23 protein-coding genes are annotated in these 26,990 nt (G+C 62.0%); 12 read left to right on the top strand and 11 right to left on the bottom strand.

Annotated features, from left to right (window positions below; genetic code table 11):
* The first annotated feature begins 24 nt into the window (after positions 1–24).
* Both choW and choV read left to right on the top strand, forming a co-directional pair.
* A complete protein-coding gene (choW, locus tag L9B60_RS13800) occupies positions 25–870 on the top strand; it encodes a choline ABC transporter permease subunit (protein ID WP_249679359.1) in 846 nt (281 codons plus the stop codon).
* On the top strand, positions 867–2,045 hold the full coding sequence (choV, locus tag L9B60_RS13795) for a choline ABC transporter ATP-binding protein (RefSeq protein ID WP_249679358.1): 1,179 nt from the start codon (positions 867–869) through the stop codon (positions 2,043–2,045). Before choW ends, choV begins: the two co-directional genes overlap by 4 nt.
* A gap of 62 nt (positions 2,046–2,107) precedes the next feature.
* Here the strand turns inward: choV and L9B60_RS13790 are convergent, their stop codons facing one another.
* Entirely contained in the window at positions 2,108–3,667 is a 1,560-nt protein-coding gene (locus L9B60_RS13790) for a BCCT family transporter (RefSeq protein ID WP_249679741.1), read from the bottom strand.
* A 331-nt stretch (positions 3,668–3,998) separates the two neighbouring features.
* On the opposite strand from L9B60_RS13790, the gene betI reads away from it, so the two are divergent.
* The 8 genes from betI to yccS all read left to right on the top strand — a co-directional run bounded on the left by betI (position 3,999) and on the right by yccS (position 15,356).
* Positions 3,999–4,592: a transcriptional regulator BetI gene (gene betI / locus L9B60_RS13785; protein ID WP_249679357.1), complete on the top strand. Its 594-nt coding sequence runs from the start codon at positions 3,999–4,001 to the stop codon at positions 4,590–4,592.
* Positions 4,593–4,645: 53 nt separating this feature from the next.
* Positions 4,646–6,118 (top strand): betaine-aldehyde dehydrogenase, encoded by a 1,473-nt coding sequence (gene betB / locus L9B60_RS13780; RefSeq protein WP_249679356.1) that lies wholly within the window; start codon positions 4,646–4,648, stop codon positions 6,116–6,118.
* Between the two features lie 101 nt (positions 6,119–6,219).
* Positions 6,220–7,923, top strand: coding sequence for a choline dehydrogenase (betA, locus tag L9B60_RS13775; RefSeq protein WP_249679355.1), 1,704 nt, complete (start codon positions 6,220–6,222; stop codon positions 7,921–7,923).
* A 190-nt stretch (positions 7,924–8,113) separates the two neighbouring features.
* Complete coding sequence (locus L9B60_RS13770) at positions 8,114–8,809, top strand: RraA family protein (RefSeq protein WP_249679354.1); 696 nt, start codon at positions 8,114–8,116, stop codon at positions 8,807–8,809.
* 91 nt (positions 8,810–8,900) lie between these two features.
* A complete protein-coding gene (gene mdtD / locus L9B60_RS13765) occupies positions 8,901–10,328 on the top strand; it encodes a multidrug transporter subunit MdtD (RefSeq protein ID WP_249679353.1) in 1,428 nt (475 codons plus the stop codon).
* A gap of 105 nt (positions 10,329–10,433) precedes the next feature.
* On the top strand, positions 10,434–11,771 hold the full coding sequence (gene dbpA / locus L9B60_RS13760) for an ATP-dependent RNA helicase DbpA (RefSeq protein ID WP_249679740.1): 1,338 nt from the start codon (positions 10,434–10,436) through the stop codon (positions 11,769–11,771).
* 109 nt (positions 11,772–11,880) lie between these two features.
* Positions 11,881–13,059, top strand: coding sequence for a BaiN/RdsA family NAD(P)/FAD-dependent oxidoreductase (locus L9B60_RS13755; protein WP_249679352.1), 1,179 nt, complete (start codon positions 11,881–11,883; stop codon positions 13,057–13,059).
* 116 nt (positions 13,060–13,175) lie between these two features.
* On the top strand, positions 13,176–15,356 hold the full coding sequence (gene yccS, locus L9B60_RS13750) for a YccS family putative transporter (protein WP_249679351.1): 2,181 nt from the start codon (positions 13,176–13,178) through the stop codon (positions 15,354–15,356).
* Here yccS and L9B60_RS13745 read toward each other — a convergent pair whose 3' ends face one another.
* Entirely contained in the window at positions 15,357–16,097 is a 741-nt protein-coding gene (locus L9B60_RS13745; protein WP_249679350.1) for a substrate-binding periplasmic protein, read from the bottom strand. It lies immediately after the preceding gene.
* A 113-nt stretch (positions 16,098–16,210) separates the two neighbouring features.
* Between L9B60_RS13745 and L9B60_RS13740 the strand changes: the two genes are divergently transcribed.
* Entirely contained in the window at positions 16,211–16,663 is a 453-nt protein-coding gene (locus L9B60_RS13740; protein WP_249679349.1) for a GNAT family N-acetyltransferase, read from the top strand.
* Between the two features lie 83 nt (positions 16,664–16,746).
* Here L9B60_RS13740 and L9B60_RS13735 read toward each other — a convergent pair whose 3' ends face one another.
* From L9B60_RS13735 to L9B60_RS13725, 3 genes are read right to left on the bottom strand one after another with little or no spacing between them, the layout of a single operon-like run.
* The gene (locus L9B60_RS13735) at positions 16,747–17,043 is read right to left on the bottom strand and encodes a winged helix-turn-helix domain-containing protein (protein WP_249679739.1); all 297 of its coding nucleotides are present in this window, start codon (positions 17,041–17,043) and stop codon (positions 16,747–16,749) included.
* Positions 17,044–17,060: 17 nt separating this feature from the next.
* Positions 17,061–17,555: a M48 metallopeptidase family protein gene (locus tag L9B60_RS13730; protein ID WP_249679348.1), complete on the bottom strand. Its 495-nt coding sequence runs from the start codon at positions 17,553–17,555 to the stop codon at positions 17,061–17,063.
* A 52-nt stretch (positions 17,556–17,607) separates the two neighbouring features.
* Positions 17,608–19,728, bottom strand: coding sequence for a putative bifunctional diguanylate cyclase/phosphodiesterase (locus tag L9B60_RS13725; RefSeq protein WP_249679347.1), 2,121 nt, complete (start codon positions 19,726–19,728; stop codon positions 17,608–17,610).
* Positions 19,729–20,062: 334 nt separating this feature from the next.
* Between L9B60_RS13725 and L9B60_RS13720 the strand changes: the two genes are divergently transcribed.
* Positions 20,063–20,734: a polysaccharide lyase family 7 protein gene (locus tag L9B60_RS13720; protein ID WP_249679346.1), complete on the top strand. Its 672-nt coding sequence runs from the start codon at positions 20,063–20,065 to the stop codon at positions 20,732–20,734.
* Positions 20,735–20,799: 65 nt separating this feature from the next.
* Here L9B60_RS13720 and fba read toward each other — a convergent pair whose 3' ends face one another.
* From fba to tkt, 6 genes are all read right to left on the bottom strand, one after another.
* Positions 20,800–21,864: a class II fructose-bisphosphate aldolase gene (gene fba, locus L9B60_RS13715; RefSeq protein ID WP_249679345.1), complete on the bottom strand. Its 1,065-nt coding sequence runs from the start codon at positions 21,862–21,864 to the stop codon at positions 20,800–20,802.
* A 106-nt stretch (positions 21,865–21,970) separates the two neighbouring features.
* On the bottom strand, positions 21,971–22,291 hold the full coding sequence (locus tag L9B60_RS13710) for an MliC family protein (protein WP_249679344.1): 321 nt from the start codon (positions 22,289–22,291) through the stop codon (positions 21,971–21,973).
* Positions 22,292–22,319: 28 nt separating this feature from the next.
* Entirely contained in the window at positions 22,320–22,544 is a 225-nt protein-coding gene (locus tag L9B60_RS13705; RefSeq protein ID WP_249679343.1) for a hypothetical protein, read from the bottom strand.
* A gap of 33 nt (positions 22,545–22,577) precedes the next feature.
* Positions 22,578–23,741 (bottom strand): phosphoglycerate kinase, encoded by a 1,164-nt coding sequence (locus L9B60_RS13700; protein ID WP_249679342.1) that lies wholly within the window; start codon positions 23,739–23,741, stop codon positions 22,578–22,580.
* 12 nt (positions 23,742–23,753) lie between these two features.
* Positions 23,754–24,812, bottom strand: a complete 1,059-nt coding sequence (gene epd / locus L9B60_RS13695) for an erythrose-4-phosphate dehydrogenase (protein ID WP_249679341.1) — start codon at positions 24,810–24,812, stop codon at positions 23,754–23,756.
* Positions 24,813–24,976: 164 nt separating this feature from the next.
* Positions 24,977–26,974, bottom strand: a complete 1,998-nt coding sequence (tkt, locus tag L9B60_RS13690; RefSeq protein WP_249679340.1) for a transketolase — start codon at positions 26,972–26,974, stop codon at positions 24,977–24,979.
* Between the last annotated feature and the right edge of the window lie 16 nt (positions 26,975–26,990).

Raw genomic sequence — 26,990 nt, 5'->3', positions numbered from 1 at the left:
CCTTGCATGTGGACGTTCAATACCATGCTGACTGATCATAAAATCCCCCTGGGGCAGTACATCGCCGGTTTCGTCGAATGGCTGACGCAACACGGCGCCAATTACTTCGACGCCATCGCCTCCACGCTCGAGACCATGATCCATGGGCTGACCTTCGCCCTGACCTGGTTCAACCCTTTCGTACTCATCGCCCTGATCGCCGCCCTGGCCCATTTCATTCAGCGCAAATGGGGCCTCACCGCGTTCGTGGTGCTGTCCTTTCTGCTGATCCTGAACCTTGGGTATTGGCAAGAAACCATGGAAACCCTCGCGCAGGTGCTGTTCGCCACCCTGGTGTGCGTGGCCATCGGCGTGCCGCTGGGCATCATCGCCGCGCACAAGCCGATGTTCTACACCGTGATGCGGCCGGTGCTCGACCTGATGCAGACCGTACCGACCTTCGTCTACCTGATTCCTACCCTGACTCTGTTTGGCCTGGGCGTGGTCCCGGGGCTGATCTCCACGGTGGTGTTCGCCATTGCCGCGCCCATCCGCCTGACCTACCTGGGCATCCGCGATGTGCCCCACGAACTGCTCGACGCCGGCAAGGCCTTCGGTTGCTCGCGCCGCCAATTGCTGTCGCGCATTGAACTGCCCCATGCCATGCCGAGCATCGCCGCCGGCATCACCCAGTGCATCATGCTGTCGCTGTCGATGGTGGTGATCGCCGCCCTGGTAGGCGCCGACGGGCTGGGCAAACCCGTGGTCAACGCATTGAACACCGCTGACATCGCCTTGGGCTTCGAAGCGGGCCTGGCAATCGTATTGCTGGCTATCATGCTCGACCGTATCTGCAAACAACCCGACGCCAAGGTAGGGGGTGACGCATGAGCATAATCCGATTCGAAAAAGTCGACGTGGTGTTCACCAAGTCCCCGCGCGAGGCCTTGAGCCTGCTTGACCAAGGCATGACCCGCGACCAGATCCTGAAAAAAACCGGCCAGGTGGTGGGCGTTGAGAAAGCCAGCCTGGATATCAACAAAGGCGAGATTTGCGTGCTGATGGGCCTGTCGGGCTCGGGCAAATCAAGCCTGCTGCGCTGCATCAACGGCCTGAACACGGTGAGCCGCGGCCAGCTGTTCGTGGAGCACGAAGGCTCGCAGATCGACATCGCCTCGTGCACCCCGGCCGAACTCAAGATGATGCGCACCAAACGCATCGCCATGGTGTTCCAGAAGTTCGCCCTGATGCCCTGGCTCACCGTGCGCGAGAACATCAGCTTTGGCTTGGAGATGCAGGGCCGGCCAGAGAAAGAACGCAAGAAGCTGGTAGACGAGAAGCTCGAGCTGGTGGGCCTTACCCAATGGCGCAACAAAAAGCCCGATGAACTGTCCGGCGGCATGCAGCAGCGCGTGGGCTTGGCCCGCGCCCTGGCGATGGACGCCGACATCCTGCTGATGGACGAACCCTTCTCGGCCCTCGACCCCTTGATCCGCCAGGGCTTGCAGGACGAACTGCTGGAACTGCAACGCAAGCTGCAAAAGACCATCGTGTTCGTCAGCCATGACCTGGACGAGGCACTCAAGCTGGGCAGCCGCATCGCAATCATGAAAGATGGCCGGATCATCCAGTACAGCAAGCCCGAAGAAATTGTGCTGAACCCGGCCGACGACTACGTTCGCACCTTCGTCGCCCATACCAACCCGCTTAACGTGTTGTGCGGGCGTAGCCTGATGCGCACGCTGGACAACTGCAAGCGCGTGAACGGCTCGGTGTGCCTGGACCCGGGTGGCGATTCGTGGGTGGACCTGGCAGAAGGCAACACCATCAAGGGTGTGCGCCAGGGCGCCGGAGGCGTGAGCCTGCAGAATTGGGCACCAGGGCAATCGGTAGAAGCACTGGGCCGTGGGCCAACACTGGTGAACGCCGACATCGGCATGCGCGATGCGCTGCAGATCCGCTATCACACGGGGAACAAGTTGGTGCTGCAGGACAACGATCGCATGGTCGGGATACTCGGCGATACCGAGTTGTACCATGCGTTGCTGGGCAAGAATCTGGGGTGATGAGGGAAAATCGGTCGTGGATAAACCCGCTCTGTAGGAGCGGATTTATCCGCGAACCTGGATCAACGCCGGGCGTACGCCTCTGCCCCCAACGCCTTCAACTCCGCCTGCAGTTGCTCGACAGTGTCCTGCTCGGCCTTGGCGTCTTGCTTCATCGCCTTGACAAGCCCCCACATGAACAACAACAGCACCACCGAGAACGGCAGCCCTGCCAGCACCACCATGGTTTGCATGGCTTCGAAGTTACCGGCAAACAACAAGCCGATGGTCACCAGGGTGATGATCGCCGACCACAGGATGCGCAACCAGTTGGGCGCATCTTCATCCACGTCGCCGCCCTTGCAGGAAAGGTTGGCCATCATCACCGCGCCCGAATCGGCCGGGGTCAGGAACAACACGAAGCCCACGAAAATCGCCACGCCGATGACGATCTTCGACGCCGGGTAATGGTCCAGCAGCTGGTACATGGCCATGGACGGTTGCGTCAGGGCCGTATGCCCAAGTTCCGCCACCCCCTGGTTGATCACCAGGTCCAACGCGGTATTACCGAAGATCGACAGCCAGGCCAGGGTAAAGCCCAAGGGAATCAGCAGCACGCCGGCCACCAGCTCGCGTACGGTGCGGCCACGGGAAATACGCGCGATGAACATACCCACGAATGGCGCCCAGGAAATCCACCACGCCCAGTAGAACAAGGTCCACAGGCCCAGCCAGCGCTCGGACTTGGCGTTGTCGCCTTCATACACGTACAGGTCGAAGGTTTTCAGCACCACGCCGTTGAGGTAGTCGCCGATGTTCTGGATAAAACCGTTGAGCAGGTGCAGCGTAGGCCCGGCGAACAGCACGAACAGCAGCAGGCCGCTGAACAGGATGATGTTCAGGTTGGACAGTCGGCGGATGCCGTTTTCCACGCCCGATACCGCGGCGATGGTGGCCACGGTGCTCATCACCAGGATCACGATCAACAGGTTGGTGTTGTTGTGCTCCATGCCGAACAAATGCTCAAGCCCAGACGACACCTGCATCGCGCCGATACCCAGGTTGGTCACCAGGCCCAGCAGGGTCACGAACATGCCGAAACCGTCCACCGCGTCGCCCGCCAGGCCCTTGACCCAACGCTCGCCCACCAACGGATACAGCGCCGAACGCAGCGCCAGCGGCTGGTTGTGGCGGTACGCAAAATACGCCACTGCCAAGCCCACCAGCGCATAAATCGCCCAGCCGTGCAGGCCCCAATGCAGGAACGTCAGCTGCAAGGCTTCCCGCGCCGCCTGATGGGTGGCGCCCACGCCGTCGGGCGGGTTGAAGTAGTGGTCCAGTGGCTCGGAGGCGCCGAAGTACAACAGCGAAATGCCGATGCCGGAAGAGAACAGCATCCCCGCCCAAGCGCCGTAGCTGAAGTCCGGTTTGTCGTCGGCGGTGCCGAGCTTGATCTTGCCGAACGAGGTGAAGGCCAGGCCCACCACGAAAATCAGATAAGCGGCGATCACCAGCATGTAATACCAACCGAAGCTGCGCGACAGCCACTCCTGGGCCTGGCCCAGCAAGCGCCCTGCGGTTTCCGGTGCGGCGATCAATACGCCAGTCAGCAACAGGATCAACGCCGTGGAGGCGTAGAACACCACGCCATTGAGGCGAACCCTTTCCCTAGGGGTTTTTATAAGCGAGGCAGAACTCATGGCACAGAAGCTCCAGGCAGTGCGAGAGAAAGACACACAAGAAAGCGCTACCCCTACGATTGGATGAATAACCCCACGCGCAGGAGTGATATAAAGCACCTCGATTTTTTGGGGTGCCATCTGTGCCAAAAAGACGCCCACAAAGCATGTCAATGGCACATATTGTCGCAGAGCTTATTCGTTGTTGATTGATCGTTCAATCAAAATAAAATAGACTGGTCTTCGCCGAGTCGGTCGCTTGTCGACCCAACGAAGGCCCAAGGAGATTTGCCAGATGCCTAAGGTCGGGATGCAACCCATCCGCCGTCAGCAGTTGATCGAAGCCACGTTACTGGCCGTTGATCAGGTCGGCATGGCAGACGCCAGCATTGCTTTGATCGCTCGGCTTGCCGGGGTGTCCAACGGAATCATCAGCCACTACTTTCAGGACAAGAACGGCCTGATCGCAGCGACGATGCGTTACTTGATGAATGCCTTGATCGATAACGTCGCCGCCCGCCGCCAGGCGTTGAACGACGACAGCCCCAGGGCGCACCTGCAGGTGATCGTCGAGGGCAACTTCGACGCAAGCCAAGTCAACGGCCCGGCGATGAAAACCTGGCTGGCCTTTTGGGCCGCCAGCATGCACCAGCCGTCATTGCACAGGTTGCAGCGGATCAACGATCACCGCCTGTATTCCAACCTGTGCTGCCAGTTCCGCCGAGTGCTGCCGCTTTGCCAGGCACGCAGCGCGGCACGCGGGTTGGCCGCCCTGATCGACGGCCTGTGGTTGCGCGGCGCCCTCTCGGGCGATGCCTTCGACACTGACCAGGCGCAGCAAATCGCCTACGAATACATGGATATGCAATTGGCAAAAAAGGTGAGCTAGAGCACAGCAATCGCATCTGCCACCGCCCCACTAAAAGCACTTGCGAGGACACTATGGCCCGTTTCGAACTGCAAAAACTCTACATCGACGGTGGTTACGTGGACGCTTCCAGCGACGCCACCTTCGACGCCATCAACCCGGCCAACGGCGAAGTACTGGCACAGGTCCAGCGCGCCACCCAGGCTGACGTCGAGCGTGCGGTAGTGAGCGCCGAAAAGGGCCAGAAAATCTGGGCCGCCATGACCGCCATGGAGCGTTCGCGCATCCTGCGCCGCGCCGTCGACATCCTGCGCGAGCGTAATGACGAGCTGGCTGCCCTGGAAACCCTGGACACCGGCAAGGCTTATTCCGAAACCCGCTACGTCGACATCGTCACCGGCGCCGACGTGCTGGAATACTACGCAGGCCTGGTGCCGGCCATCGAAGGCGAACAGATCCCACTGCGCGACACCTCGTTCGTCTACACCCGCCGCGAGCCGCTGGGCGTGACCGTGGGCATCGGCGCCTGGAACTACCCGATCCAGATCGCCCTGTGGAAATCCGCCCCGGCCCTGGCCGCCGGCAACGCGATGATCTTCAAGCCAAGCGAAGTGACTTCGCTGACCACCCTGAAACTGGCCGAGATCTACACCCAGGCCGGCTTGCCAGACGGTGTGTTCAACGTATTGACCGGCAGCGGCCGTGAAGTCGGCGGCTGGTTGACCGAGCACCCGCGCATCGAGAAAATCTCCTTCACCGGCGGCACCGATACCGGCAAGAAGGTCATGGCCAGCGCCTCGAGCAGCTCGCTCAAGGAAGTGACCATGGAACTGGGCGGCAAGTCGCCGCTGATTATTTTCGACGACGCAGACCTGGACCGCGCGGCCGACATCGCCATGATGGCCAACTTCTATAGCTCGGGCCAGGTGTGCACCAACGGCACCCGCGTGTTCGTGCCGACCGCACTCAAGGCCGCCTTCGAGGCCAAGATCCTGGAACGCGTACAGCGCATCCGCATCGGCAACCCGGAAGACGAGAACACCAACTTCGGCCCACTGGTCAGCTTCGCCCACATGGAAAGCGTGCTGGGCTACATCGCCAAGGGCAAGCAAGAAGGTGCCCGCCTGCTGGTGGGCGGTGAGCGCCTGACCGAGGGTGCATTCGCCCAGGGCGCCTTTGTGGCCCCGACCGTGTTCAGCGATTGCACCGACGAGATGACCATCGTGCGCGAAGAAATCTTCGGCCCGGTGATGAGCATCCTGACCTACGACAGCGAAGAAGAAGTGATCCGCCGCGCCAACGACACCGACTTCGGCCTGGCCGCAGGCCTGGTGACCAAGGACCTGACCCGCGCCCACCGGGTTATCCACCAACTGGAAGCCGGTATCTGCTGGATCAACGCCTGGGGCGAGTCCGACGCAAAAATGCCGGTCGGCGGCTACAAGCAGTCGGGCGTTGGCCGCGAGAACGGCATCAGCTCGCTGGCCCAGTACACCCGGATCAAGTCGATCCAGGTCGAGTTGGGCGATTACGGTTCGGTGTTTTAACACCCCCCTGGCTGAATCCGCGCCCCTGTAGGAGCGGATTCATCCGCGAACCGTCCCGCACGACCTCCCCGACCTGAACCCACTCAACGAGGGTGCATTCCATGTCCCAAGAATTCGACTACATCATCATCGGTGCCGGCTCTGCCGGTAACACCCTGGCCACCCGCCTGACCGAAGACCAGGGCGTGACCGTCCTGCTGCTGGAAGCCGGCGGCCCGGACTATCGCTTCGATTTCCGTACCCAGATGCCGGCTGCACTGGCCTTCCCACTGCAAGGCCGCCGCTACAACTGGGCCTACGAGACCGATCCAGAACCACACATGGACGGCCGCCGGATGGAATGCGGCCGCGGCAAGGGCCTGGGCGGCTCGTCGCTGATCAACGGCATGTGCTACATCCGCGGCAATGCCATGGACTACGACGGCTGGGCGAAACTGCCAGGCCTGGAAGACTGGACCTACCTGGACTGCCTGCCGTATTTCCGCAAGGCGGAAACCCGCGACATCGGCCCTAACGATTACCACGGTGGCGAAGGCCCGGTCAGCGTGACCACGCCCAAGGCCGGCAACAACCCGCTGTTCCACGCCATGGTCGAGGCCGGCGTGCAGGCCGGCTACCCGCGCACCGACGACTTGAACGGTTACCAGCAAGAAGGCTTCGGCCCGATGGACCGCACCGTCACGCCTAAAGGCCGCCGCGCCAGCACGGCACGCGGTTACCTGGACGTGGCCAAGCAGCGCTCCACGCTGACCATCGTCACCCATGCCCTGACCGACAAAATCGTATTCCAAGGCAAGCGTGCCGTGGGCGTCGAGTACCTGGTGGGCGACAGCACCACCGTCACCAAGGCCACCGCGCGCAAGGAAGTGCTGTTGTGCAGCGGCGCCATCGCCTCGCCGCAAGTGCTCCAGCGTTCCGGCGTGGGCCCCGCCGCCCTGCTCGAAAGCCTGGGCATCGCGCTGGTGCACGACCTGCCGGGTGTTGGCCAGAACCTGCAGGACCACTTGGAAATGTACCTGCAATACGCCTGCACCCAGCCGGTGTCGCTGTACCCTTCGCTGCTGTGGTGGAACCAGCCGGCCATCGGTGCCGAGTGGATGTTCAACGGCACTGGCATTGGTGCCAGCAACCAGTTCGAGGCCGGCGGCTTTATCCGTTCGCGCCCAGAGTTCGACTGGCCGAACATCCAGTACCACTTCCTGCCGGTGGCCATCAATTACAACGGCAGCAACGGCGTCAAGGAGCACGGCTTCCAGGCCCACGTGGGCTCCATGCGTTCGCCTAGCCGTGGCCGCGTGCACGTCAAGTCCAAGAACCCGCGCGAGTACCCAAGCATCCTGTTCAATTACATGTCCACCGAACAGGACTGGCAAGAATTCCGTGACGGCATCCGCCTGACCCGCGAGATCATGCAGCAGCCGGCACTGGACGCTTACCGTGGCCGCGAGATCAGCCCGGGCATCGACGTGCAAACCGACGAGCAATTGGACAAGTTCGTGCGTGAACACGCCGAAACTGCGTTCCACCCGTCCTGTTCGTGCAAGATGGGCACCGATGAGATGGCCGTGGTCGACAACCAGGGCCGCGTGCACGGCTTGCAGGCCCTGCGCGTGGTCGATGCGTCGATCATGCCGATCATCACCACCGGCAACCTGAACGCGCCAACGATCATGATCGCCGAGAAAATCGCCGACAAGATCCGTGGCCGCCAGCCATTGCCACGCAGCACGGCCGATTACTATGTGGCAGGTGATGCACCGGTGCGTAAAACACCGCTGCGCGAAGTGAGCCGTACGGCGCAGTAATTGCGTCGTTTGTTTCGTAGATGAATCCGCTCCTGCAGAAGGGGCGGATTCATGAGCGGCCAAATGTAAATTCCAGCCCCGTCAGCCGTACAAATCCTCCCCCACTCTTGCGACAAATCATCGCAGAGGCCTAAGCTAAACACCCCGCCCCACCCCACACGCTGGCGCTTGCCGGCTTTGAGGCTTTCTCATGTTTGATGTCGTTTCCTCGAGCAAATGGCCCACGGGCTACCTGATCAATCCAAATGTCGAGCCACTCGATCCGAAATGGCTGAAAGAATTCAGCAAAATCCCGGCCGCGGCCGTCAGTGACTGCCTGGGCCGCAACGTCGGCGGGCTGGGCCTCAAGCCGTTTCACGGCAACCAGCCGATGCTCGGCAGCGCCCTGACCGTGCGCGTTCGCCCTGGCGACAACCTGATGATCCTCAAGGCCATGCAGATGGCCCGCCCCGGTGACGTGCTGGTGATCGACGGCAGCGCCGACCTGACCCGCGCAGTGTTCGGCGGCATCATGCGCGCCATGGCCCTGAAGGCCGGCATCGTCGGCGTGGTGATCAACGGCGCCCTGCGCGACCTCGACGAGTGGCAGACCGGCGAACTGCCGGCCTATGCGATCGGCGGCGTGCACCGCGGCCCGAGCACCGACGGTGGCGGCGAAATCAACGTGCCGATCTCCTGTGCCGGCATGCTGGTAATGCCCGGCGACCTGATGATCGGCGATGGCGATGGCGTAGTGGCTGCTGCCCGCTCGGAGCTGCCGGAACTGCTGATCCGCTGCCACGACCTGCTGGCCCGTGAACAGGCCACCCTGGCGGCCATCGAAGCCGGCACCCTGGACCCGGATCGTTTCGACGCCATCCTGCGCAGCAAGGGTTGCCCGATCTAAGATGTGCGCTGAACCCTTCGCGGATAAAGCCGCTCCCGTAGGAGCGGATTGATCCGCGAAGAGGCCCTAAAGAAAACAAGAAAGGGACTTCATGCCCAACCGCCCGCTCCTCGACGCCCGTACCGCCCGCTGGCTGCCCTGGGTGGTGGCCATCGCCTTCTTCATGCAGTCCCTCGACGGGACCATCCTCAACACTGCCCTGCCCTCCATGGCCCGCGACCTGGCCGAAAACCCCCTGCGCATGCAGTCGGTGGTCATCGCCTACATGCTCACCGTCGCACTGCTGATCCCGGCCTCCGGCTGGATCTCCGATCGGTTCGGCACCAAGCGGGTATTTTTCAGCGCGATCATGCTGTTCACCTTGGGTTCACTGGCTTGCGCATTGTCCACCAGCCTCACAGCACTGGTGTGCGCGCGCATCCTGCAAGGCCTGGGCGGTTCGCTGATGCTACCGGTCGGCAGGCTGGTGATCTTGCGCGCCTACCCGCGCTCGGAACTGGTGCGCATCTTGAGTTTCGTTACCGTGCCGGGCCTATTGGGGCCACTGATCGGCCCGACGCTGGGCGGCTGGATGGTGGAATACCTGAGCTGGCACTGGATCTTTTTGATCAACCTGCCGGTGGGGCTGCTTGGTTGCTGGGCGATCTGGCAATTGATCCCGGATTTGCGCGGCGCTACCCGTACCCGTTTCGACAGCATGGGCTTTTTGCTGTTTGGCGCGGCGATGGTGCTCATCACCATCGCCATGGAAGGCCTGGGGGAGTTGCAACTGCCGCATTTGCGGGTGATGTTGCTGTTGTTCGCCGGCATGGCGTGCCTGGCCGCGTACTGGTTGCGCGCCGGCCATACCGAGAACGCGCTGTTTTCGCCCACGCTGTTTCGCACCCGCAGCTTCGCCGTCGGCATTCTGGGCAACCTGTTCGCCCGCCTGGGCGGCGGCGCGCTGCCGTTCCTGGTGCCGCTGCTGCTGCAAGTGGCCATGGGTTATTCACCTTCCCAGGCAGGCATGAGCATGATCCCGCTCGCAGCCTCGGCAATGCTGGCCAAATCCCTGGCCCGGCCGTTGATCGAACGCTTTGGTTACCGCGTGATTCTCACCGGCAATACGTTGCTACTGGGTGCGCTGCTGGCAAGCCTGGGCCTGATCTCGCCCGAAACGCCGTACTGGGTGCTGTTGATCCAACTGGGGTTGCTGGGCGCCGTGAACTCGATGCAGTTCACCGCCATGAACACCGTGACCCTGATCGACCTGGACGATGCCAGCGCCAGCAGCGGCAACAGCCTGTTATCGGTGGTGGCGCAGTTGGCCATGAGCCTGGGCGTGGCCTGCGCCGGCGCACTGCTGGGCGGCTTTACCGCAGCCGGTACCGGCGAAGGCGTGAGCACCACCCTGGGCGCCTTCCAGTTGACCTTCCTGACCATCGGGGTCATGACCATGCTGGCTGCGGCCATCTTCGCGCAACTGTCGAACAAGCCCTCGCAAAACGCTGTTCGTCCGGAACCTGAGATAGAGCCTTAGGGCCAAAGGCCACGAGACTGGTACACTGCGCGACATTTTGTTTTGCAGGCCAGTCCCGTGACCACCATCGCCACCGCTTTTAACACTCTGCCTTTGTCCGCCGCCATGCTGGCCAACCTGGAATCCCTCGGGTATGCCCAAATGACGCCGATCCAGGCGCAGAGCTTGCCGGTGATCCTCAAGGGGATGGACCTGATCGCCCAGGCCAAGACCGGCAGCGGCAAGACGGCCGCGTTCGGCATCGGCCTCCTGAACCCGATCAACCCGCGATTCTTTGGTTGCCAGGCGCTGGTCCTGTGCCCGACCCGCGAGCTGGCCGACCAGGTCGCCAAGGAAATCCGCCGCCTGGCCCGCGCCGAAGACAACATCAAAGTGCTGACCCTGTGCGGCGGCGTGTCCTTTGGCCCGCAGATCGCTTCGCTGGAACACGGCGCGCACATCATCGTCGGCACCCCGGGGCGCATCCAGCAGCACCTGCGCAAAGGCTCGCTGCTGCTCGACGGCTTGAACACCCTGGTCCTCGATGAGGCCGACCGCATGTTGGACATGGGCTTCTACGACTCCATCGAAAACATCATCGAGCAGACCCCGGAGCGCCGCCAGACCCTGCTGTTCTCGGCCACCTACCCGGTGGGCATCAAGCAACTGGCCTCCAAGTTCATGCGCACCCCGCAAACCGTGAAGGCCGAAGCCCTGCACACCGACAGCCAGATCGAACAGCGCTTCTACGAGATCTCCCCGGACGAGCGCATGGACGCCGTGGTCAAGGCCCTGGCGCACTTCCGTCCGCAGTCGTGCGTGGCGTTCTGCTTCACCAAGCAGCAAGTGCAGGAAACCGTCGACCACCTGGTGGCCAAAGGCATCAGCGCCGTGGCCCTGCACGGCGACCTGGAGCAGCGTGACCGCGACCAGGTGCTGGCCATGTTCGCCAACCGCAGCACCTCGGTACTGGTGGCCACCGACGTAGCTGCCCGCGGCCTGGACATCGATGCGCTGGACATGGTGATCAACGTGGAGCTGGCCCGTGATTCGGAAATCCACATCCACCGCGTGGGCCGTACCGGCCGTGCTGGTGAGTCGGGCCTGGCGATCAGCTTCGTCGCCCCCGCCGAAGCGCACCGCGCCCAGGCCGTGGAGCAATTGCAGAAAGCCCCGCTGACCTGGGACGACCTCAGCAACCTGACCTCCAAGGGCGGCGCGCCGCTGCTGCCGGTCATGTCCACCCTGTGCATTGCCGCGGGCCGCAAGGACAAGGTGCGCCCCGGCGACATCCTCGGCGCCCTTACCGGCGACGCCGGCATCCCCGGCGCCCAGGTTGGCAAGATCGCGATCTTCGACTTCCAGGCCTACGTGGCCGTGGAACGCAGCATCGCCAACCAGGCGTTGCAGCGCTTGAACAACGGCAAGATCAAAGGCCGCTCGCTGCGCGTGCGCATCCTGTAACTGGGGTGGCCTGTTCGCGAATAAACCCGCCCCTACAACGATCGCCGTAGGAGCGGATTTATCCGCGAACCAAACACCGCGAACATAACGATCAGCAGAGGAACAAGCAGTGCGCACCACCGAAGTCGTCATCATCGGCGCCGGCGCCGCAGGCCTGATGTGCGCATTGACCGCCGCGGCTCGCGGGCGCTCGGTCCTGCTCATCGACCACGCCAACAAAGCCGGCAAAAAAATCCTCATGTCCGGTGGTGGCCGTTGCAACTTCACCAACCTGTACACCGAGCCTGCGAACTTCCTCTCGCACAACCCGCACTTCTGCAAGTCGGCCCTGGCCCGCTACACCCAATGGGATTTCATCGCCCTGGTGGCCAAGCACGGCGTGCCGTACCACGAGAAAAAGCTCGGCCAGTTGTTCTGCGACAACAAGTCCAGTGACATCCTCGGCCTGCTGCTCGACGAGTGCGCGCAGGCCAAGGTCGACCTGCGCCTGGACACCTCGGTGCAGCAGATCGAAAAGCTGGAAAACGGGTACTTGCTGAGCACCAGCATGGGCGACATCAACTGCCAGTCGCTGGTGGTGGCCACCGGCGGCCTGTCGATCCCGACCTTGGGCGCCACCGGCTTCGGCTACCAGATCGCCCGCCAGTTCGGTCACACCGTGCTGGCCACCCGCGCAGGCCTGGTGCCGTTTACCATCACCGACCAGCTCAAGGACTTGTGCACCGAGCTGTCCGGCACCTCGGTGGACTGCCTGGTGAGCTGCAACGACCAGAGCTTTCGCGAGAACATCCTGTTCACCCACCGCGGCCTCAGCGGCCCGGCAATCTTGCAGATCTCCTCGTTCTGGCACCCTGGCGATGCGGTGGAGATCAACCTGCTGCCCGATCACGACGCCTTGCAGTGGATGCAACAGCAGCAGGCCGAACGGCCGAACTCCGAGCTCAAGACCCTTTTGGGCGAGATTTTCACCAAGAAGATGGCCAACCTGCTGGCCGATCACTGGTTCACCTCCAAGCCGATGAAGCAGTACACCCCGGCCGAGCTGAACGAGATCGCCAGCAAAATCGGTAGCTGGCAGGTCGTACCCGCGGGTACCGAAGGTTATCGCACCGCTGAAGTGACCCTGGGCGGCGTCGACACCAAAGAGGTGTCGTCCAAGACCATGGAGTCGCTGAAAAGCCCTGGCCTGTATTTCGTTGGCGAAGTGCTGGACGTGAGCGGCCACTTGGGCGGCTTCAACTTCCAGTGGGCCTGGGCCTCGGCCTATGCCGCGGCGCAATACGTATAATCTGGACGATGGCTGTATCACGGAACAAATTTTGCTGGTAATAAGTGAACGGCGACAACGAATCGCCGCCACACACCGGCTCTATTTAGATCAACTGCCCAGGTTCGCCCCCCTACATGGCATCGACCTCGTTTCGCCAATCCATGCGCCGCTTGTGGGCGCTAGACAAGTTCAGTTACAGCGTAAGGGTGTTCATCGCCCTGACCGGCAGCATGGCGCTGTGCTGGTATCAGAACGAAATGCGCCTGCTGATCCCGATCTTCCTCGGGATCATCGCCTCGGCCCTGGCCGAGACCGACGACAATTGGCAAGGCCGTACCAAGGCCCTGGCAGTAACCCTGGTGTGCTTCAGTTGTTCGGCGCTGTCGGTGGAGTTGCTGTTCCCCTACCCCATCCTGTTCATCTGCGCACTTTCGCTCGCCGCTTTTGGCCTGACCATGCTGGGTGCATTGGGCGAGCGCTACAACGCCATTGCCTACGCGACGCTGATCGTCGCGGTGTACACCATGATCGGGGTGGACCAGCGCGGCGGCGAGGTGACGGACTTCTGGCACGAACCGATGCTGCTGGTGGCCGGGGCGGGCTGGTACGGCATCCTTTCGGTGCTGTGGCAGGCACTGTTTTCCAACCAGCCGGTGCAGCAGGCCCTGGCCCGGCTGTTTCGCGAGCTGGGCTACTACCTCAAGCTCAAGTCCAGCCTGTTCGAGCCCATTCGCGGCCTGGACGTGGAAGGCCGGCGCCTGGAGCTGGCCAAGCAGAACGGCCGCGTGGTGGCAGCGCTCAACTCCACCAAGGAAATCATCCTGCACCGGGTAGGCAGCACCCGCCCAGGCTCCAAGGTCAGCCGCTACCTGAAGCTGTATTTCCTCGCCCAAGACGTGCACGAGCGCGCCAGCTCTTCGCATTACCCCTACAACGCCCTGGCCGAAGCGTTCTTCCACAGCGACGTGCTGTTCCGCTGCCAGCGCCTGCTGCGCCAACAGGGCAAGGCCTGCCAGCGGCTGTCCGAATCGATCCAGTTGCGCCAGCCGTTTGTCTTCGACGTCAATTTCGCCGAAGCCCTGAATGACCTGCATGCCTCCCTTGAGCACCTGCGCATCCAGAGCAACCCGGCCTGGCGCGGCCTGCTGCGCTCGCTGCGGGCGCTGGCGGCCAACCTGGGCACCCTGGACCGCCTGCTGAGCGATGCAAGCAACCCGGACAAACTTGCCGACGCCAGCGACAGCAGCCTGCTGGACCGCTCGCCCCAGAGCCTGAAAGACATCTGGGGGCGCATCCGCCAGAACCTCACGCCCACTTCGCTGCTGTTCCGCCATGCCCTGCGCCTGCCCCTGGCACTGGCGGTGTGCTTTGGCCTGGTGCACTTGATCCACCCCACCCAGGGCTATTGGATCATGCTGACCACGGTGTTCGTCTGCCAGCCGAGCTACGGCGCCACGCGGCGCAAGCTGGGGCAGCGGATCATCGGCACGGCCATCGGCCTGACCGTGGGCTGGGTGCTGTTCGACCTGTTCCCCAATTCGATCATCCAGTCGATGTTCGCAGTGATCGCCGGCATGGTCTTCTTCACCAACCGTACCAGCCGCTACACGGTGTCCACGGCCGGTATCACCCTGATGATCCTGTTTTGCTTCAACCAGGTCGGCAACGGCTACGGGCTGTTTTTGCCACGGCTGATGGACACGCTGATCGGCAGCCTGGTGGCAATCATGGCGGTGTTCCTGTTTCTGCCAGACTGGCAGGGCCGCAAGCTGAACAAGGTGCTGAGCAACACCCTGACGTGCAACAGCGTCTATCTGCGCCAGATATTGCAGCAGTACGCCAATGGCAAGAAAGATGACCTGGCCTACCGCCTGGCACGGCGCAACGCCCACAACGCCGATGCAGCGCTGTCGACCACGCTGGCAAACATGCTGATGGAGCCTGGGCACTTCCGTAAGGAAGCCGACGTGGGCTTTCGCTTCCTGGTGCTGTCGCACACCCTGCTCAGCTACCTGTCAGGCCTGGGCGCGCACCGCGAGACAGCCTTGCCCGACGAGGTGCGCCACGGCCTGATCGAGGGTGCGGGCGAGCAACTGGTCAAGAGCATCGAAGGCATTGCCACCAGCCTTGCCAGCAAGTTACCGGTGGACATCCACAGCGACGCCGAGGAAGCCCTGGCCAACGAGCTTGAGCAGATGCCCGACGAGATCGACGAAGGCCAGCGGCTGGTGCAAACCCAACTAGCCTTGATCTGCCGCCAACTGGGCCCGCTACGAACGCTGGCGGCGCACTTGATCAAGGGCAAGGCCGAGTAATTACATGCCGTACCGCTTCATCAGGCGATCGTAGCTGCCATCGGCTTTCATGGCATCGATCGCCTTGTTGAAGCCGGCCACGATCTTCTCGTGGCCAGGGGTTTTAAGGCTCACCAGGATATGCAGGTTGTTCACGCTGAGCGCCTGCGGCAGGAACTCCACCGCGTTGCGCACCCGGGGCGTTTCCCGGCTCAGGTAATAGCGGGCCACGTATTCGTCTTCAAGCGTCAGCTTGACCCGGTCGGCCGCGAGCATGCGCACGGCCATGGAGAAGTTATGCACCGGCACTTTTTGCAACTGGTTGTCGTTGTCGAACTCGCCGGAATAGGCGTAGCCGCGCACGATCGAGATCGGATAGGGGTATAACACCGACAGGTCGCCATTGAAGGTGATCGGTGATTCCTTGCGCTTGATGAAGCGGATTTTGTTTTGCAGGTAGCTGCCGGAAAACTGCCCGATGCGCGTGCGCTCGTCGTTGTACCAGGCATTGACCAGCACGTCGTAACGGCCCTCGTCGATCCCCAACAAGGCGCGCGCCCAGGGCACCTGTTCAAAGTCACTGGCGTAGCCGGCCCTGGCCAGCGCCGTGGTCACCAGTTCCGTGGCCAGGCCACCATTGACCATGGTCGCATCGGTAAATGGCGGCCACGCGTCAGCCACCAAGCGTAATTTTTCTGCGGCTGCCGGTTGGGCCAGCATCAGCAATCCAAGCAAATACGAGGCTCGAAGCAATTGCAGCATGCTCAAGATCCTGTAGCGGGCTCCTGGCCCGACGTATGACCAAACGCTTGCGTTCCCCTATGATGGGGGGGCTTTTTATATTATCGGCCGCATCTGCCGTTTCAGGAGTAGACATGAGTATCGACTGGGTCTGCAAGCACCACACCGATCTGGGCAAGGAACAGCTTTACCAAGTACTGCGATTACGCAGCGAAGTGTTCGTGGTAGAGCAGAAATGCGCCTATCAGGAACTCGATGGCCAGGACCTGGATGGTGATACCTGCCACCTGATGGCGTGGGAAGACGACAGCCTGGTCGCTTACCTGCGCTTGCTGGACCCGGTGTCTCAGGGCGGCGACGTGGTGATTGGCCGCGTGGTCATCGCCATCGAAGGCCGAGGCCGCGGCCTGGGGCATGAGCTGCTGGTAGAGGGCCTCAAGCACGCCGAGAGTCAATGGCCAGGGGTGCCGATCTACCTGTCGGCCCAGGCGCATTTGCAGGGCTACTACGCCAAGCACGGGTTCTTGGTGGTGGGCGAGGCGTATCTGGAAGATGGAATTCCGCATATCGGGATGCGTAAGGCTTGAGGGCCTCTTCGCGGATAAATCCGCTCCTACACCGACGCCCCCTGTAGGAGCGGATTCATCCGCGAAAAGCCCACCGCAAAATCTCAGGGGTAACCCAGCACACGCTTGATGCCCCCCAAGTGCCGCCCCACCCACTCCTTGTCCACCGGCCCCCAATCGCGCACCACGTAGCGGCCGATATGGTTGCGTTCGCCATCCTGCTGCTCGAATTCGCAGACGATGTCCAGGTCGGCCAACGCCGCCAGGGTGTCCTGCGCGGTGCGCCGGGGCATGCCGGTAGCCTCGGTCAAGGCGGGCACGCTGGTGGCCAGCCCGCTGTCGATCAGCCAGGCCACGTACAGGCGCCGGTAGAAACTGCTCTTGGTCTTGCTGACGTCCATAACGCTTTCCTTGTCGCTCATTGCGGCAGCTCGCGGTAGGTGAGGTAAATACGCAGGTCGAACTCCAGCTGGTGGTAACCGGGCTGCATGTGCTCGCACAGCTGGTAGAACGCCTTGTTGTGGTCCGACTCCTTGAAGTGGGCCAGCTCGTGCACCACGATCATTTTCAGGAACTCAGGCGCCGCCTCCTTGAACAGCGAGGCAATGCGGATCTCTTTCTTGGCCTTGAGCTTGCCCCCCTGCACCCGCGACACATTGGTGTGCAGGCCCAGGGCGCGATGGGTCAGGTCCAGGCGGTTGTCGAACAGCACCTTGTCCAACCCAGCGGCGTTGCGCAGGTGCTCCTGCTTGATGGCCGAGGCATACGCGTACAACGCCTTGTCGCTTTGCACCGCATGGCGATCGGGGTAGCGCTTGTGCAGGTACTCGCCCAGGCGGCCTTGGGCGATCAACTGGCGCACCTGATCTTGCAGGTTCGGCGGGTAGGCTTGCAGGTACTTGAGCGGTTGCATGGCGGCGACAGGTCCAATGGTCAGCCGCCAGTGTACCGAAATAGCACGGTGGCTAAACCGACTTCCAATCAAAAAACGCCGGGAACTGGCTCGCATCAGCGGCCGGCAGCGGTTGCGCGACGATGAACCCCTGCACCAGTTCACAGCCGTTTTCCTTGAGCCACAGATACTGCTCACGGGTTTCCACGCCTTCGGCAATGACCGTGATCTCCAGCTCGCGACACAGGGCCAGCACGCAGCGCACCAGCGTCGCGTCGGCCACCGAGCCAGGCAGCTTGGCCACCAGGTGCCGGTCCAACTTGAGGGTGTCGATGGGCACGTCGCGCAACAGCTTGAGCGAGCAAGGGCCGCTGCCAAAGTCGTCCAAGGCGATGCGCACGCCCAGATTATGCAACTCGTGCAACTGTGCACAGGCCTCTTCGGGGTTGTACAGCAAGGAGGCCTCGACCACTTCCACCTCCAGTTGCCGGGCCTGCAAACCGTACATCACGATGGCCCGCTGCAGCTCCGACACCAGGTTGGGGATGGCGAACTGGGCATTGCTCAGGCTGATGCTCAGGATCAGGTCACTGGGAAACGCCTCGCTCCAGGCATGGCGCTGCGCCGCGCCCTGCTGGTAGATCCAACTGGTAAGCCGGCTGATAAGCCGTGCCTCTTCCAGCAGCGGGATGAACAACCCCGGCGGAACATCGCCGACACTGGGGTGACGCCAGCGCAGCAGCGCCTCGAAACCACGCAATCGGCCGTCGGCAATCGCCACCTGGGGCTGATACACCAGGGTAAAGTCCTGGTGCTCGATGGCGGTGCTGACGCTGTCTTCCAGCATCAGCCGTGAGCGGGCGCGGCCATTGAGGTCCTGGTCGTAGTAACGGTATTGCTGGCGGCCGGCTTGTTTGGCGGCGTACATGGCGATGTCGGCGGCCCGCAGCAGGCCGTCCAAAGTAGACCCGCACTCAGGGTAGGTGGCAATGCCGATGCTGACCCCCAGGGTCACCTCCAGGCCATCGATCTTCTGGCACATGGATACCCGCTCGATCAGCTTCTCGGCCACCTTGGCTGCCTGCTCGGGGTATTCCAGGGTATCGAGCAAGGCGGTGAACTCATCGCCGCCCATGCGCGCGACGATGTCGTAGGAGCGCAGGCAATCCTTGAGCTGCTCAGCCACCCAGCGCAGCACCCGGTCGCCGGCATCGTGGCCGTGCTGGTCATTGATGCGCTTGAACCCGTCCAAGTCCAGGTAAAGCAGTGCCTGGGACTTGTCCGAGCGCTCGTTGCGCACCAGCGCGCTTTCAACGGTCTGGTAGAAACCACGGCGGTTGAGCAACCCGGTCAGCGGATCGGTGACAGCCTGGTACTCCAGTTGCTGATGCAGGTTGCGCACTACCGACATATCTTGAACCGTGACCACCATGGCCCGCTGCTCGCCCGACAGCGGCGCGCAGGAAAGTGCCACCGGCAGCTGTTGGCCCGATGCGGTGCGCATCAAGGCGTCGTGCACCCGATAGGTGTCGCGAGTGGCATACGCGCGGTAGAAGTCCGAATCCCGCCACTGGCTGAGCGCCGGCTTGTGGATGAAACTGAGCAACTCGGCGCCTTGCAACTCGCTTATCGGCGTGTTCAATAGGCGCGAAATGGCCGGGTTGGCGAAATTGATGTTGCCCATCTCATCCACCACCAGGATGCCCTCGGCGGCATTTTCCAGCACCGAGGCATTGAAAGCCCGGGCAGACTCCAGGTCACGGCTCAGGCGCTGCAAGTCCCGGCGGTTACGCTGTTGCTCAAGCAACGCCTGCACCTTGGGCCGCAGGATTTGCGGGTCGAACGGCTTGAACAGGTAATCGACCGCGCCATTGGCGTAGCCCTTGAGCACCGAGGCTTGGGATTGTTCATTGGCGGTCAGGAAAATAATCGGGGTTAGCCGTGTTCGCTGGCTGCCACGCATCAGCCGGGCCACCTCGAAACCATCCATGCCGGGCATTTGCACATCCAGAAGCACGAGATCGACCTCATGTTCCAGCAACATGCCCAAAGCCTCGACACCCGAGGCAGCCGTCACCACCCGCCAATCCTGACGCTCCAGCAGGGCCCGCATGCTGATCAGGTTTTCCGGGTAGTCATCTACGACCAGTAATACAGAACCGCCATCGCCTGGCAGGGGTTGCACGCATTCCATGCTGCTTCTCATCGTTACAGTTGCCATGGCTTTCGGTTGAAAGCCGGATACAGCTTGCCCTTACTCTAGACGGGGATCCAAAAAACCTGAAGCCGACCGCGTAGTATCAATGAGCCAATATGGAGCAAAACCGACTAACGGTACACCTGGCCAGCCCCACGGCACCCGCGGGCTGCAGCGCATCGGACGGAAGGTTGGCGCCAAGTTGTCGACGTGCCAGCATTAACAACCTATTTTCATAAATGTATAAGAAGCGCCGTCTCAATCCTGTTACACCGCGAAAGGGTTGGTTTTCTCGGCAGTTACCCGCCGCGATCAAATGGAAGGCTTCATCATGATAGATCTCTCAACCTGGAATCTGAGCATTCCCGTCGGTACACCGGCCAAGACTGTCGACACCCCCACCTTGGTCAGTGGTTTCAAGGACCAGTATTTTCATTCTGACACAGGTACGCTGTTTTTCTGGGCGCCAGTCACCGGCACCGTGACCGAAAGCGCCAAGTACCCACGTACCGAATTGCGGGAGACCAACGCTGATGGCTCGGAACACAACTGGACCTACCCCGGCTACCAGCACTTTCTAAGGGCCACCCTGGAAGTGAATCAGGTGCCGTCTTCGGGCAAGATCGTGATTGGCCAGATCCACGTCAACGACAGCAACAAGCCGTTGCTGAAGGTGGAGTATCAATACAAGGAAAGCAAAGGCAGTGGCAACATCGTCGCCAAGGTGCGCTACCACCCGGATGACGAGAACCCCACGGTGATCATCGTGGCCGAGGACGTGCCGCTGGATAAGCAGTTTTCCTATTCCATTCACTTGAGCAGCATGGGCGAGCTCAGCGTGAGCGCCGCCGACTACCACTGGCAAACCAAGATCAGCGCCACTTGGCGGGTAGCCGAGTTGTACTTCAAGGCGGGGGTGTATACCCAGGACAATACCGGGTACACCAGCGAGGGCGGGAAGGTGACGTTTTACAAGCTGAAGATTAATCACGATAAAAGCTGAGTGGCAGGAATGCCTGCGCACAAAAAAGCCCGCGGCAAGCGCGGGCTTTCCAACGCAACCAGGACTTAGTTGACGCGCGCGTCCAACTCACCCTTGGCGTAACGCTGGAACATCGCTTCCAGGGAGATCGGCTTGATCTTGGAACCCTGGCCAGCGGTGCCGAAGGCTTCGTAACGGGCGATGCACACGTCGCGCATGGCCTTGACGGTTTCGCCGAAGAACTTGCGTGGGTCGAACTCGCTCGGGTTGGTCGCCATCAGGCGGCGCATGGCGCCGGTGGAGGCCAGGCGCAGGTCGGTATCGATGTTGACCTTGCGCACGCCGTGCTTGATGCCCTCGACGATTTCTTCAACCGGCACGCCGTAGGTTTCCTTGATGTCGCCGCCGTACTGGTTGATGATCGCCAGCCACTCTTGCGGTACCGAGGAAGAACCGTGCATCACCAGGTGGGTGTTGGGGATGCGCTTGTGGATTTCCTTGATGCGGTCGATGGCCAGCACGTCGCCGGTAGGTGGCTTGGTGAACTTGTAGGCGCCGTGGCTAGTGCCGATCGCGATGGCCAGAGCATCCACCTGGGTTTTCTTGACGAAGTCGGCGGCTTCTTCAGGGTCCGTCAGCATCTGGCTGTGATCCAGGGTGCCTTCGGCGCCGATACCGTCTTCTTCACCGGCCATGCCGGTTTCCAGGGAACCCAGGCAGCCCAGCTCGCCTTCTACCGAAACGCCGCAAGCGTGAGCCATGGCCACGGTTTGCTGGGTTACGCGTACGTTGTACTCGTAGTCGGTAGGGGTCTTGCCGTCGGCACCCAGGGAGCCGTCCATCATCACCGAGCTGAAGCCCAGTTGAATGGAGCGCTGGCACACGTCCGGGCTGGTGCCGTGATCCTGGTGCATACACACCGGGATGTGCGGGAATTCTTCGATCGCGGCCAGGATCAGATGGCGCAGGAACGGGGCACCGGCGTATTTGCGGGCGCCGGCCGAAGCCTGGACGATCACCGGGGAGTCAGTCTTGTCAGCGGCTTCCATGATGGCGCGCATCTGCTCAAGGTTGTTGACGTTGAAAGCTGGGACGCCGTAGCCAAATTCAGCCGCGTGGTCCAGCATCTGGCGCATGCTAATAAGTGCCATTGTTTTTCTCTCTCCCGGTAGAGGGTCGTTAATCGTGCAAGCCTGCCGTAGCGGCGGCTGCTATTCAAGTGGTTCAGGGCCCAGCCCGCAGGCTTTGCCCTTTCCGTCACGGCGCCTTGCAGCCCCGGCCGATCAAATCGTTGGTGGCTACCCAGTACACCAGGCCACCGTTGCCCATTACGTGAAATGCCAATACACCGTCACTATAGAGTTCGCCAGCGGCGCCCGGTTCAGCTTTCAGGTGATAGACCTGCTCGCTGCCCTTGAGTCGCACATCGACGTGCTCTTTGGCCGTATCGGTGTAATGCCAGTACAGCTCGGCATCAGTGTCACACAACCAGGTCGTCCAGCTATCGGATGAGGGCGCCGAAACGCTCGCACATCCACCAAGCACTGCACATGCCAACAGCGCGGCAAAGCCTCTCATTCCTGCTCCTCGTTGCAAGCACGGGGCCCTACGGGCAACCCTGACCCTTGGCCTGATGCTCTTCGTCATACTTTTCCAGGCCATCGGGGCCCAGGCGTTTGTTGATCACCGGCACTGTTTCAGCTTGCCAGCCAGACTGGTAACAACCGCCCTGCCCCGGGGCTTGCCCATCCTTTGCAGGTTCAGACGCAGGCTTGCTGGAGCAACCGGCGATCAAGCCGGCCGCCAACAGCAACATAAATGCCTTGCTCATCCGGACTCTCCCTTTGCACAGCATGTGCGCGTATCAGGCCTTGGCCCGTTGTTCCAGCACTTCGACCGCCGGCAGAACCTTGCCCTCGACGAATTCCAGAAAGGCGCCGCCACCGGTGGAGATATAGGAAATATCCTTGCCCACGCCATACTTGTCGATGGCCGCCAGGGTGTCGCCACCGCCGGCAATGGAGAACGCCGAGCTTTCAGCGATGGCCTTGGCCAACACCTTGGTACCGTTGCCGAACTGGTCGAATTCGAACACGCCCACCGGGCCGTTCCACAGGATAGTCTTGGAGGTCTTCAGCAGTTGGGCAAACTGCTCGGCGGTCTGCGGGCCGATGTCCAGGATCATGTCGTCGGCAGCCACGTCGGCAATCAGCTTGACGGTGGCGGTAGCGCTTTCGGCGAACTCCTTGGCCACTACCACGTCTACCGGCAGCGGCACGCTGACCTTGGCGGCGATGGCACGGGCGGTGTCCAGCAGGTCCGGCTCATACAGCGACTTGCCCACCGGGTGGCCGGCGGCAGCCAGGAAGGTGTTGGCGATGCCGCCACCGACGATCAACTGGTCGCAAATAGTGCTCAGGCTGTTCAGCACGTCCAGCTTGGTCGACACCTTGGAGCCGGCGACAATCGCGGCCATTGGCGTGGCTGGAGCGCCCAGGGCCTTGCCCAGCGCGTCCAGTTCGGCCGCCAGCAACGGACCGGCCGCTGCCACTTTGGCGAACTTGGCCACGCCGTGGGTCGAGCCCTCGGCACGGTGGGCAGTACCGAAGGCGTCCATCACGAACACATCGCACAGGGCGGCGTATTGCTTGGCCAACTCGTCGGCGTTCTTTTTTTCGCCTGTGTTGAAGCGCACGTTCTCGAACAGCACCACGTCGCCCGCTTTCACCTCGACGCCGTCCAGGTAGTCGGCGACCAGCGGCACTTCACGACCCAAGGCCTTGCTCAGGTAGTCGGCAACCGGCTTGAGGCTGTTTTCGGCAGAGAATTCACCCTCGGTCGGCCGGCCCAGGTGCGAGCAGACCATCACGGCCGCGCCCTTTTCCAGGGCCAGCTTGATGGTCGGCAGCGAAGCGAGGATACGCGCATCGCTGGTTACCACGCCGTCCTTCACGGGGACGTTGAGGTCTTCGCGGATCAGTACGCGCTTACCTTGCAGATCGAGGTCGGTCATCTTCAGCACGGTCATGTGTTCAGTCCTTCAAGCCTGTTCATTTTGTTGGTTTACAACGTGCAGAAAGTGCTCTGCAACGTCGAGCATGCGATTGGCGAAGCCCCATTCGTTGTCGAACCAGGCCAGCAGGTTCACCAGCCTAGGCCCGGAAACCCGGGTCTGGCTGGCATCGACGATGGCCGAATGCGGGTCATGATTGAAATCACAACTGGCATGGGGCAGTTCGGTATAGGCCAGCAGGCCCTTGAGCGGGCCGCTGGTGGCGGCCTCGCGCAGGATCCGGTTGACTTCGGCCGTGTCGGTGGCCTTGCTGACCTGCAGGGTGATGTCCAGGCACGACACGTTCACCGTCGGCACACGCACCGCTTTGGCCTGAATTCTCCCGGCAAGTTCCGGAAGCAGGCGTTCAATGCCGCGTGCAAGCCCGGTATTGACCGGGATGATCGACTGGAACGCCGAGCGCGTGCGGCGCAGGTCTTCGGCGTGGTAGGCATCGATCACCGGCTGGTCATTCATCGCCGAGTGGATCGTGGTGATGGACACGTACTCAAGGCCCAAAGCCTGGTCCAGCAGGCGCAACAGCGGCACGCTGCAATTGGTGGTGCACGAGGCGTTGGACAGCAGCCTTTCGTTACCGGTCAGGCGGTCCTGGTTGATGCCGAACACCACGGTGGCGTCGACATCGGCCTCGCTGGCCATCGGCTGGGAAAACAGCACGCGGGGCGCGCCGGCGTCGAGGAAGCGCTGGCCGTCGGCGCGGGTGTGCCAGGCGCCGGAGCATTCCAGCACCAGGTCGACATCCAGGGCTGCCCAGTCGATGTGTTCGGGGGTGGCACTGCGCAAGACTTTCACGCAATGACCATTGATCAGCAGACAATCGCCGTCGATCGCCACTTCCCCGGGGAAACGCCCGTGGGTGGAATCGAAGCGTGTCAGGTATTCGATGCTGGCCATGTCGGCCAGATCATTGATGGCAACCACCTCGAACCCGGCCTTGGCGCCTCGCTCGACAAGCGCTCGCAGAACACAACGACCGATACGGCCGTAACCGTTGAGTGCAACTTTGTAAGGGCGCGGCTGGGGCATGAGGTACTCACTGGAAACCATCATCAACGCAAGGTTCGCCCCCTACCGCTGTAGAAGCGGATTCATCCGCGAAAGCCGCGCCACGGTGTATCAGGCAAGCCGTGGCGTGGCTTTCGCGGATGAATCCGCTCCTACACAAACGGTAGGAGCGGTACAGCCAGGGATCAGTCTTCCAGCAGCTCTTCAGCAGTGCCGACGACGTTTTCCACGGTAAAACCGAACTCTTCGAACAAGGCGGCCGCAGGGGCCGATTCGCCGAAGGTGGTCATGCCGATCACGCGGCCTTCCAGGCCCACGTACTTGTACCAGTAGTCGGCATGGGCCGCTTCGATGGCAATACGGGCACTGACCTGCAGCGGCAGCACGGCCTGCTTGTAGCCGGCGTCCTGGGCATCGAACACGCTGGTGCACGGCATCGAGACGACGCGTACCTTGCGGCCTTGGGCAGCCAGTTGGGCCTGGGCCTTCACGGCCAGGTCAACTTCGGAACCGGTGGCGATCAGGATCAGCTCCGGCTCGCCTTCGCAGTCTTTGAGCACGTAGGCGCCACGCTCTACATCAGCCAGCTGGGCCGCGTCGCGCGGTTGGTTCTGCAGGTTCTGACGGGAGAAGATCAGCGCCGAAGGGCCATCCTTGCGCTGGATGGCGTGTTTCCAGGCCACTGCCGACTCCACGGCGTCAGCCGGGCGCCAGGTGTCCAGGTTCGGCGTGCAACGCAGGCTGGCCAGTTGCTCGATCGGCTGGTGAGTCGGACCGTCTTCGCCCAGGCCGATGGAGTCGTGGGTGAACACGTAGATGATGCGCTTCTTCATCAGCGCCGACATGCGCACGGCATTGCGCGCGTATTCCATGAAGATCAGGAAGGTTGCGCCGTACGGCACGAAGCCGCCGTGCAGGGCGATACCGTTCATGATCGCGCTCATGCCGAACTCACGCACACCGTAGTGCAGGTAGTTGCCGCCTGGTGCTTCGGCGCTGATGCTCTGGCTGCCTTTCCAGAAAGTCAGGTTGGAGCTGGCCAGGTCAGCCGAGCCGCCCAGCAGTTCCGGCAGCAGCGGGCCAAAGGCATTCAGGGCGTTCTGGCTGGCTTTGCGGCTGGCGATGGTTTCGCCCTTGGCTACCACTTCGGCGATCCAGGCATCGGCCTTTTGCGCGAAGTCGGCTGGCATTTCACCGGCCATGCGGCGGATGAATTCATTGGCCAGCTCAGGGTGCGCGGCGGCGTAGGCAGCAAAGCGCTGGTCCCACTCGGCTTCCAGGGCGCGACCGGCTTCCTTGGCGTCCCACTCGGCATAGATATCAGCCGGGATTTCGAACGGGCCGTAGTTCCACTTCAGCGCGGCGCGGGTCAGGGCGATTTCTTCAGCACCCAGGGCAGCACCGTGGGACTCTTCCTTGCCCTGCTTGTTAGGCGAGCCAAAACCGATGATGGTCTTGCAGCAGATCAGGGTCGGGCGGTCGCTTTTGCGCGCCGTCTCGATGGCCATCTTGATCTCGTCGGCGTCATGGCCGTCGACATTGCGGATGACCTGCCAGTTGTAGGCTTCGAAACGCTTTGGCGTGTCGTCGGTGAACCAGCCTTCGACTTCGCCGTCGATGGAAATGCCGTTGTCGTCGTAGAAGGCGATCAGCTTGTTCAGGCCCAAGGTACCGGCCAGGGAGCTGACTTCGTGGGAAATGCCTTCCATCATGCAGCCATCACCCAGGAATACGTAGGTGTGGTGATCAACGACGTTATGGCCCGGACGGTTGAACTGTGCCGCCAGGGTTTTCTCGGCAATGGCAAAGCCCACCGCATTGGCCAGGCCTTGGCCCAGCGGGCCGGTGGTGGTTTCAACGCCTGGGGTGTAACCGTACTCCGGGTGGCCCGGGGTGCGGCTGTGCAACTGGCGGAAGTTCTTCAGGTCGTCGATGGACAGGTCGTAACCGGTCAGGTGCAGCAACGAATAGACCAGCATCGAACCATGGCCGTTGGACATGATGAAGCGGTCACGGTTGGCGAACGACGGATTGGTCGGGTTGTGCTTCAAGAAATCCCGCCAAAGTACTTCGGCGATATCCGCCATGCCCATCGGGGCACCGGGATGGCCGCTGTTGGCTTTTTGCACGGCATCCATGCTGAGGGCACGAATGGCGTTGGCACGCTCACGACGGCTGGGCATCGCTTATCTCCTGGGG

Source organism: Pseudomonas abieticivorans, from assembly GCF_023509015.1.
Lineage (GTDB): Bacteria > Pseudomonadota > Gammaproteobacteria > Pseudomonadales > Pseudomonadaceae > Aquipseudomonas > Aquipseudomonas abieticivorans.
This window is presented reverse-complemented; position numbering and strand designations above follow the sequence as displayed.

What these genes read in the sequence shown, in the direction of transcription:
- choV (WP_249679358.1), top strand. Translation starts at nt 867, where the DNA reads ATGAGCATAATCCGATTCGAAAAAGTCGACGTGGTGTTCACCAAGTCC.
- L9B60_RS13700 (WP_249679342.1), bottom strand. Translation starts at nt 23,741, where the DNA reads ATGACCGTGCTGAAGATGACCGACCTCGATCTGCAAGGTAAGCGCGTA.
- betI (WP_249679357.1), top strand. Translation starts at nt 3,999, where the DNA reads ATGCCTAAGGTCGGGATGCAACCCATCCGCCGTCAGCAGTTGATCGAA.
- L9B60_RS13705 (WP_249679343.1), bottom strand. Translation starts at nt 22,544, where the DNA reads ATGAGCAAGGCATTTATGTTGCTGTTGGCGGCCGGCTTGATCGCCGGT.
- tkt (WP_249679340.1), bottom strand. Translation starts at nt 26,974, where the DNA reads ATGCCCAGCCGTCGTGAGCGTGCCAACGCCATTCGTGCCCTCAGCATG.
- L9B60_RS13710 (WP_249679344.1), bottom strand. Translation starts at nt 22,291, where the DNA reads ATGAGAGGCTTTGCCGCGCTGTTGGCATGTGCAGTGCTTGGTGGATGT.
- L9B60_RS13735 (WP_249679739.1), bottom strand. Translation starts at nt 17,043, where the DNA reads ATGGACGTCAGCAAGACCAAGAGCAGTTTCTACCGGCGCCTGTACGTG.
- L9B60_RS13720 (WP_249679346.1), top strand. Translation starts at nt 20,063, where the DNA reads ATGATAGATCTCTCAACCTGGAATCTGAGCATTCCCGTCGGTACACCG.
- betB (WP_249679356.1), top strand. Translation starts at nt 4,646, where the DNA reads ATGGCCCGTTTCGAACTGCAAAAACTCTACATCGACGGTGGTTACGTG.
- choW (WP_249679359.1), top strand. Translation starts at nt 25, where the DNA reads ATGCTGACTGATCATAAAATCCCCCTGGGGCAGTACATCGCCGGTTTC.
- L9B60_RS13745 (WP_249679350.1), bottom strand. Translation starts at nt 16,097, where the DNA reads ATGCTGCAATTGCTTCGAGCCTCGTATTTGCTTGGATTGCTGATGCTG.
- L9B60_RS13740 (WP_249679349.1), top strand. Translation starts at nt 16,211, where the DNA reads ATGAGTATCGACTGGGTCTGCAAGCACCACACCGATCTGGGCAAGGAA.
- epd (WP_249679341.1), bottom strand. Translation starts at nt 24,812, where the DNA reads ATGCCCCAGCCGCGCCCTTACAAAGTTGCACTCAACGGTTACGGCCGT.
- mdtD (WP_249679353.1), top strand. Translation starts at nt 8,901, where the DNA reads ATGCCCAACCGCCCGCTCCTCGACGCCCGTACCGCCCGCTGGCTGCCC.
- L9B60_RS13725 (WP_249679347.1), bottom strand. Translation starts at nt 19,728, where the DNA reads ATGGAATGCGTGCAACCCCTGCCAGGCGATGGCGGTTCTGTATTACTG.
- betA (WP_249679355.1), top strand. Translation starts at nt 6,220, where the DNA reads ATGTCCCAAGAATTCGACTACATCATCATCGGTGCCGGCTCTGCCGGT.
- L9B60_RS13770 (WP_249679354.1), top strand. Translation starts at nt 8,114, where the DNA reads ATGTTTGATGTCGTTTCCTCGAGCAAATGGCCCACGGGCTACCTGATC.
- fba (WP_249679345.1), bottom strand. Translation starts at nt 21,864, where the DNA reads ATGGCACTTATTAGCATGCGCCAGATGCTGGACCACGCGGCTGAATTT.
- dbpA (WP_249679740.1), top strand. Translation starts at nt 10,434, where the DNA reads ATGCTGGCCAACCTGGAATCCCTCGGGTATGCCCAAATGACGCCGATC.
- L9B60_RS13730 (WP_249679348.1), bottom strand. Translation starts at nt 17,555, where the DNA reads ATGCAACCGCTCAAGTACCTGCAAGCCTACCCGCCGAACCTGCAAGAT.
- yccS (WP_249679351.1), top strand. Translation starts at nt 13,176, where the DNA reads ATGGCATCGACCTCGTTTCGCCAATCCATGCGCCGCTTGTGGGCGCTA.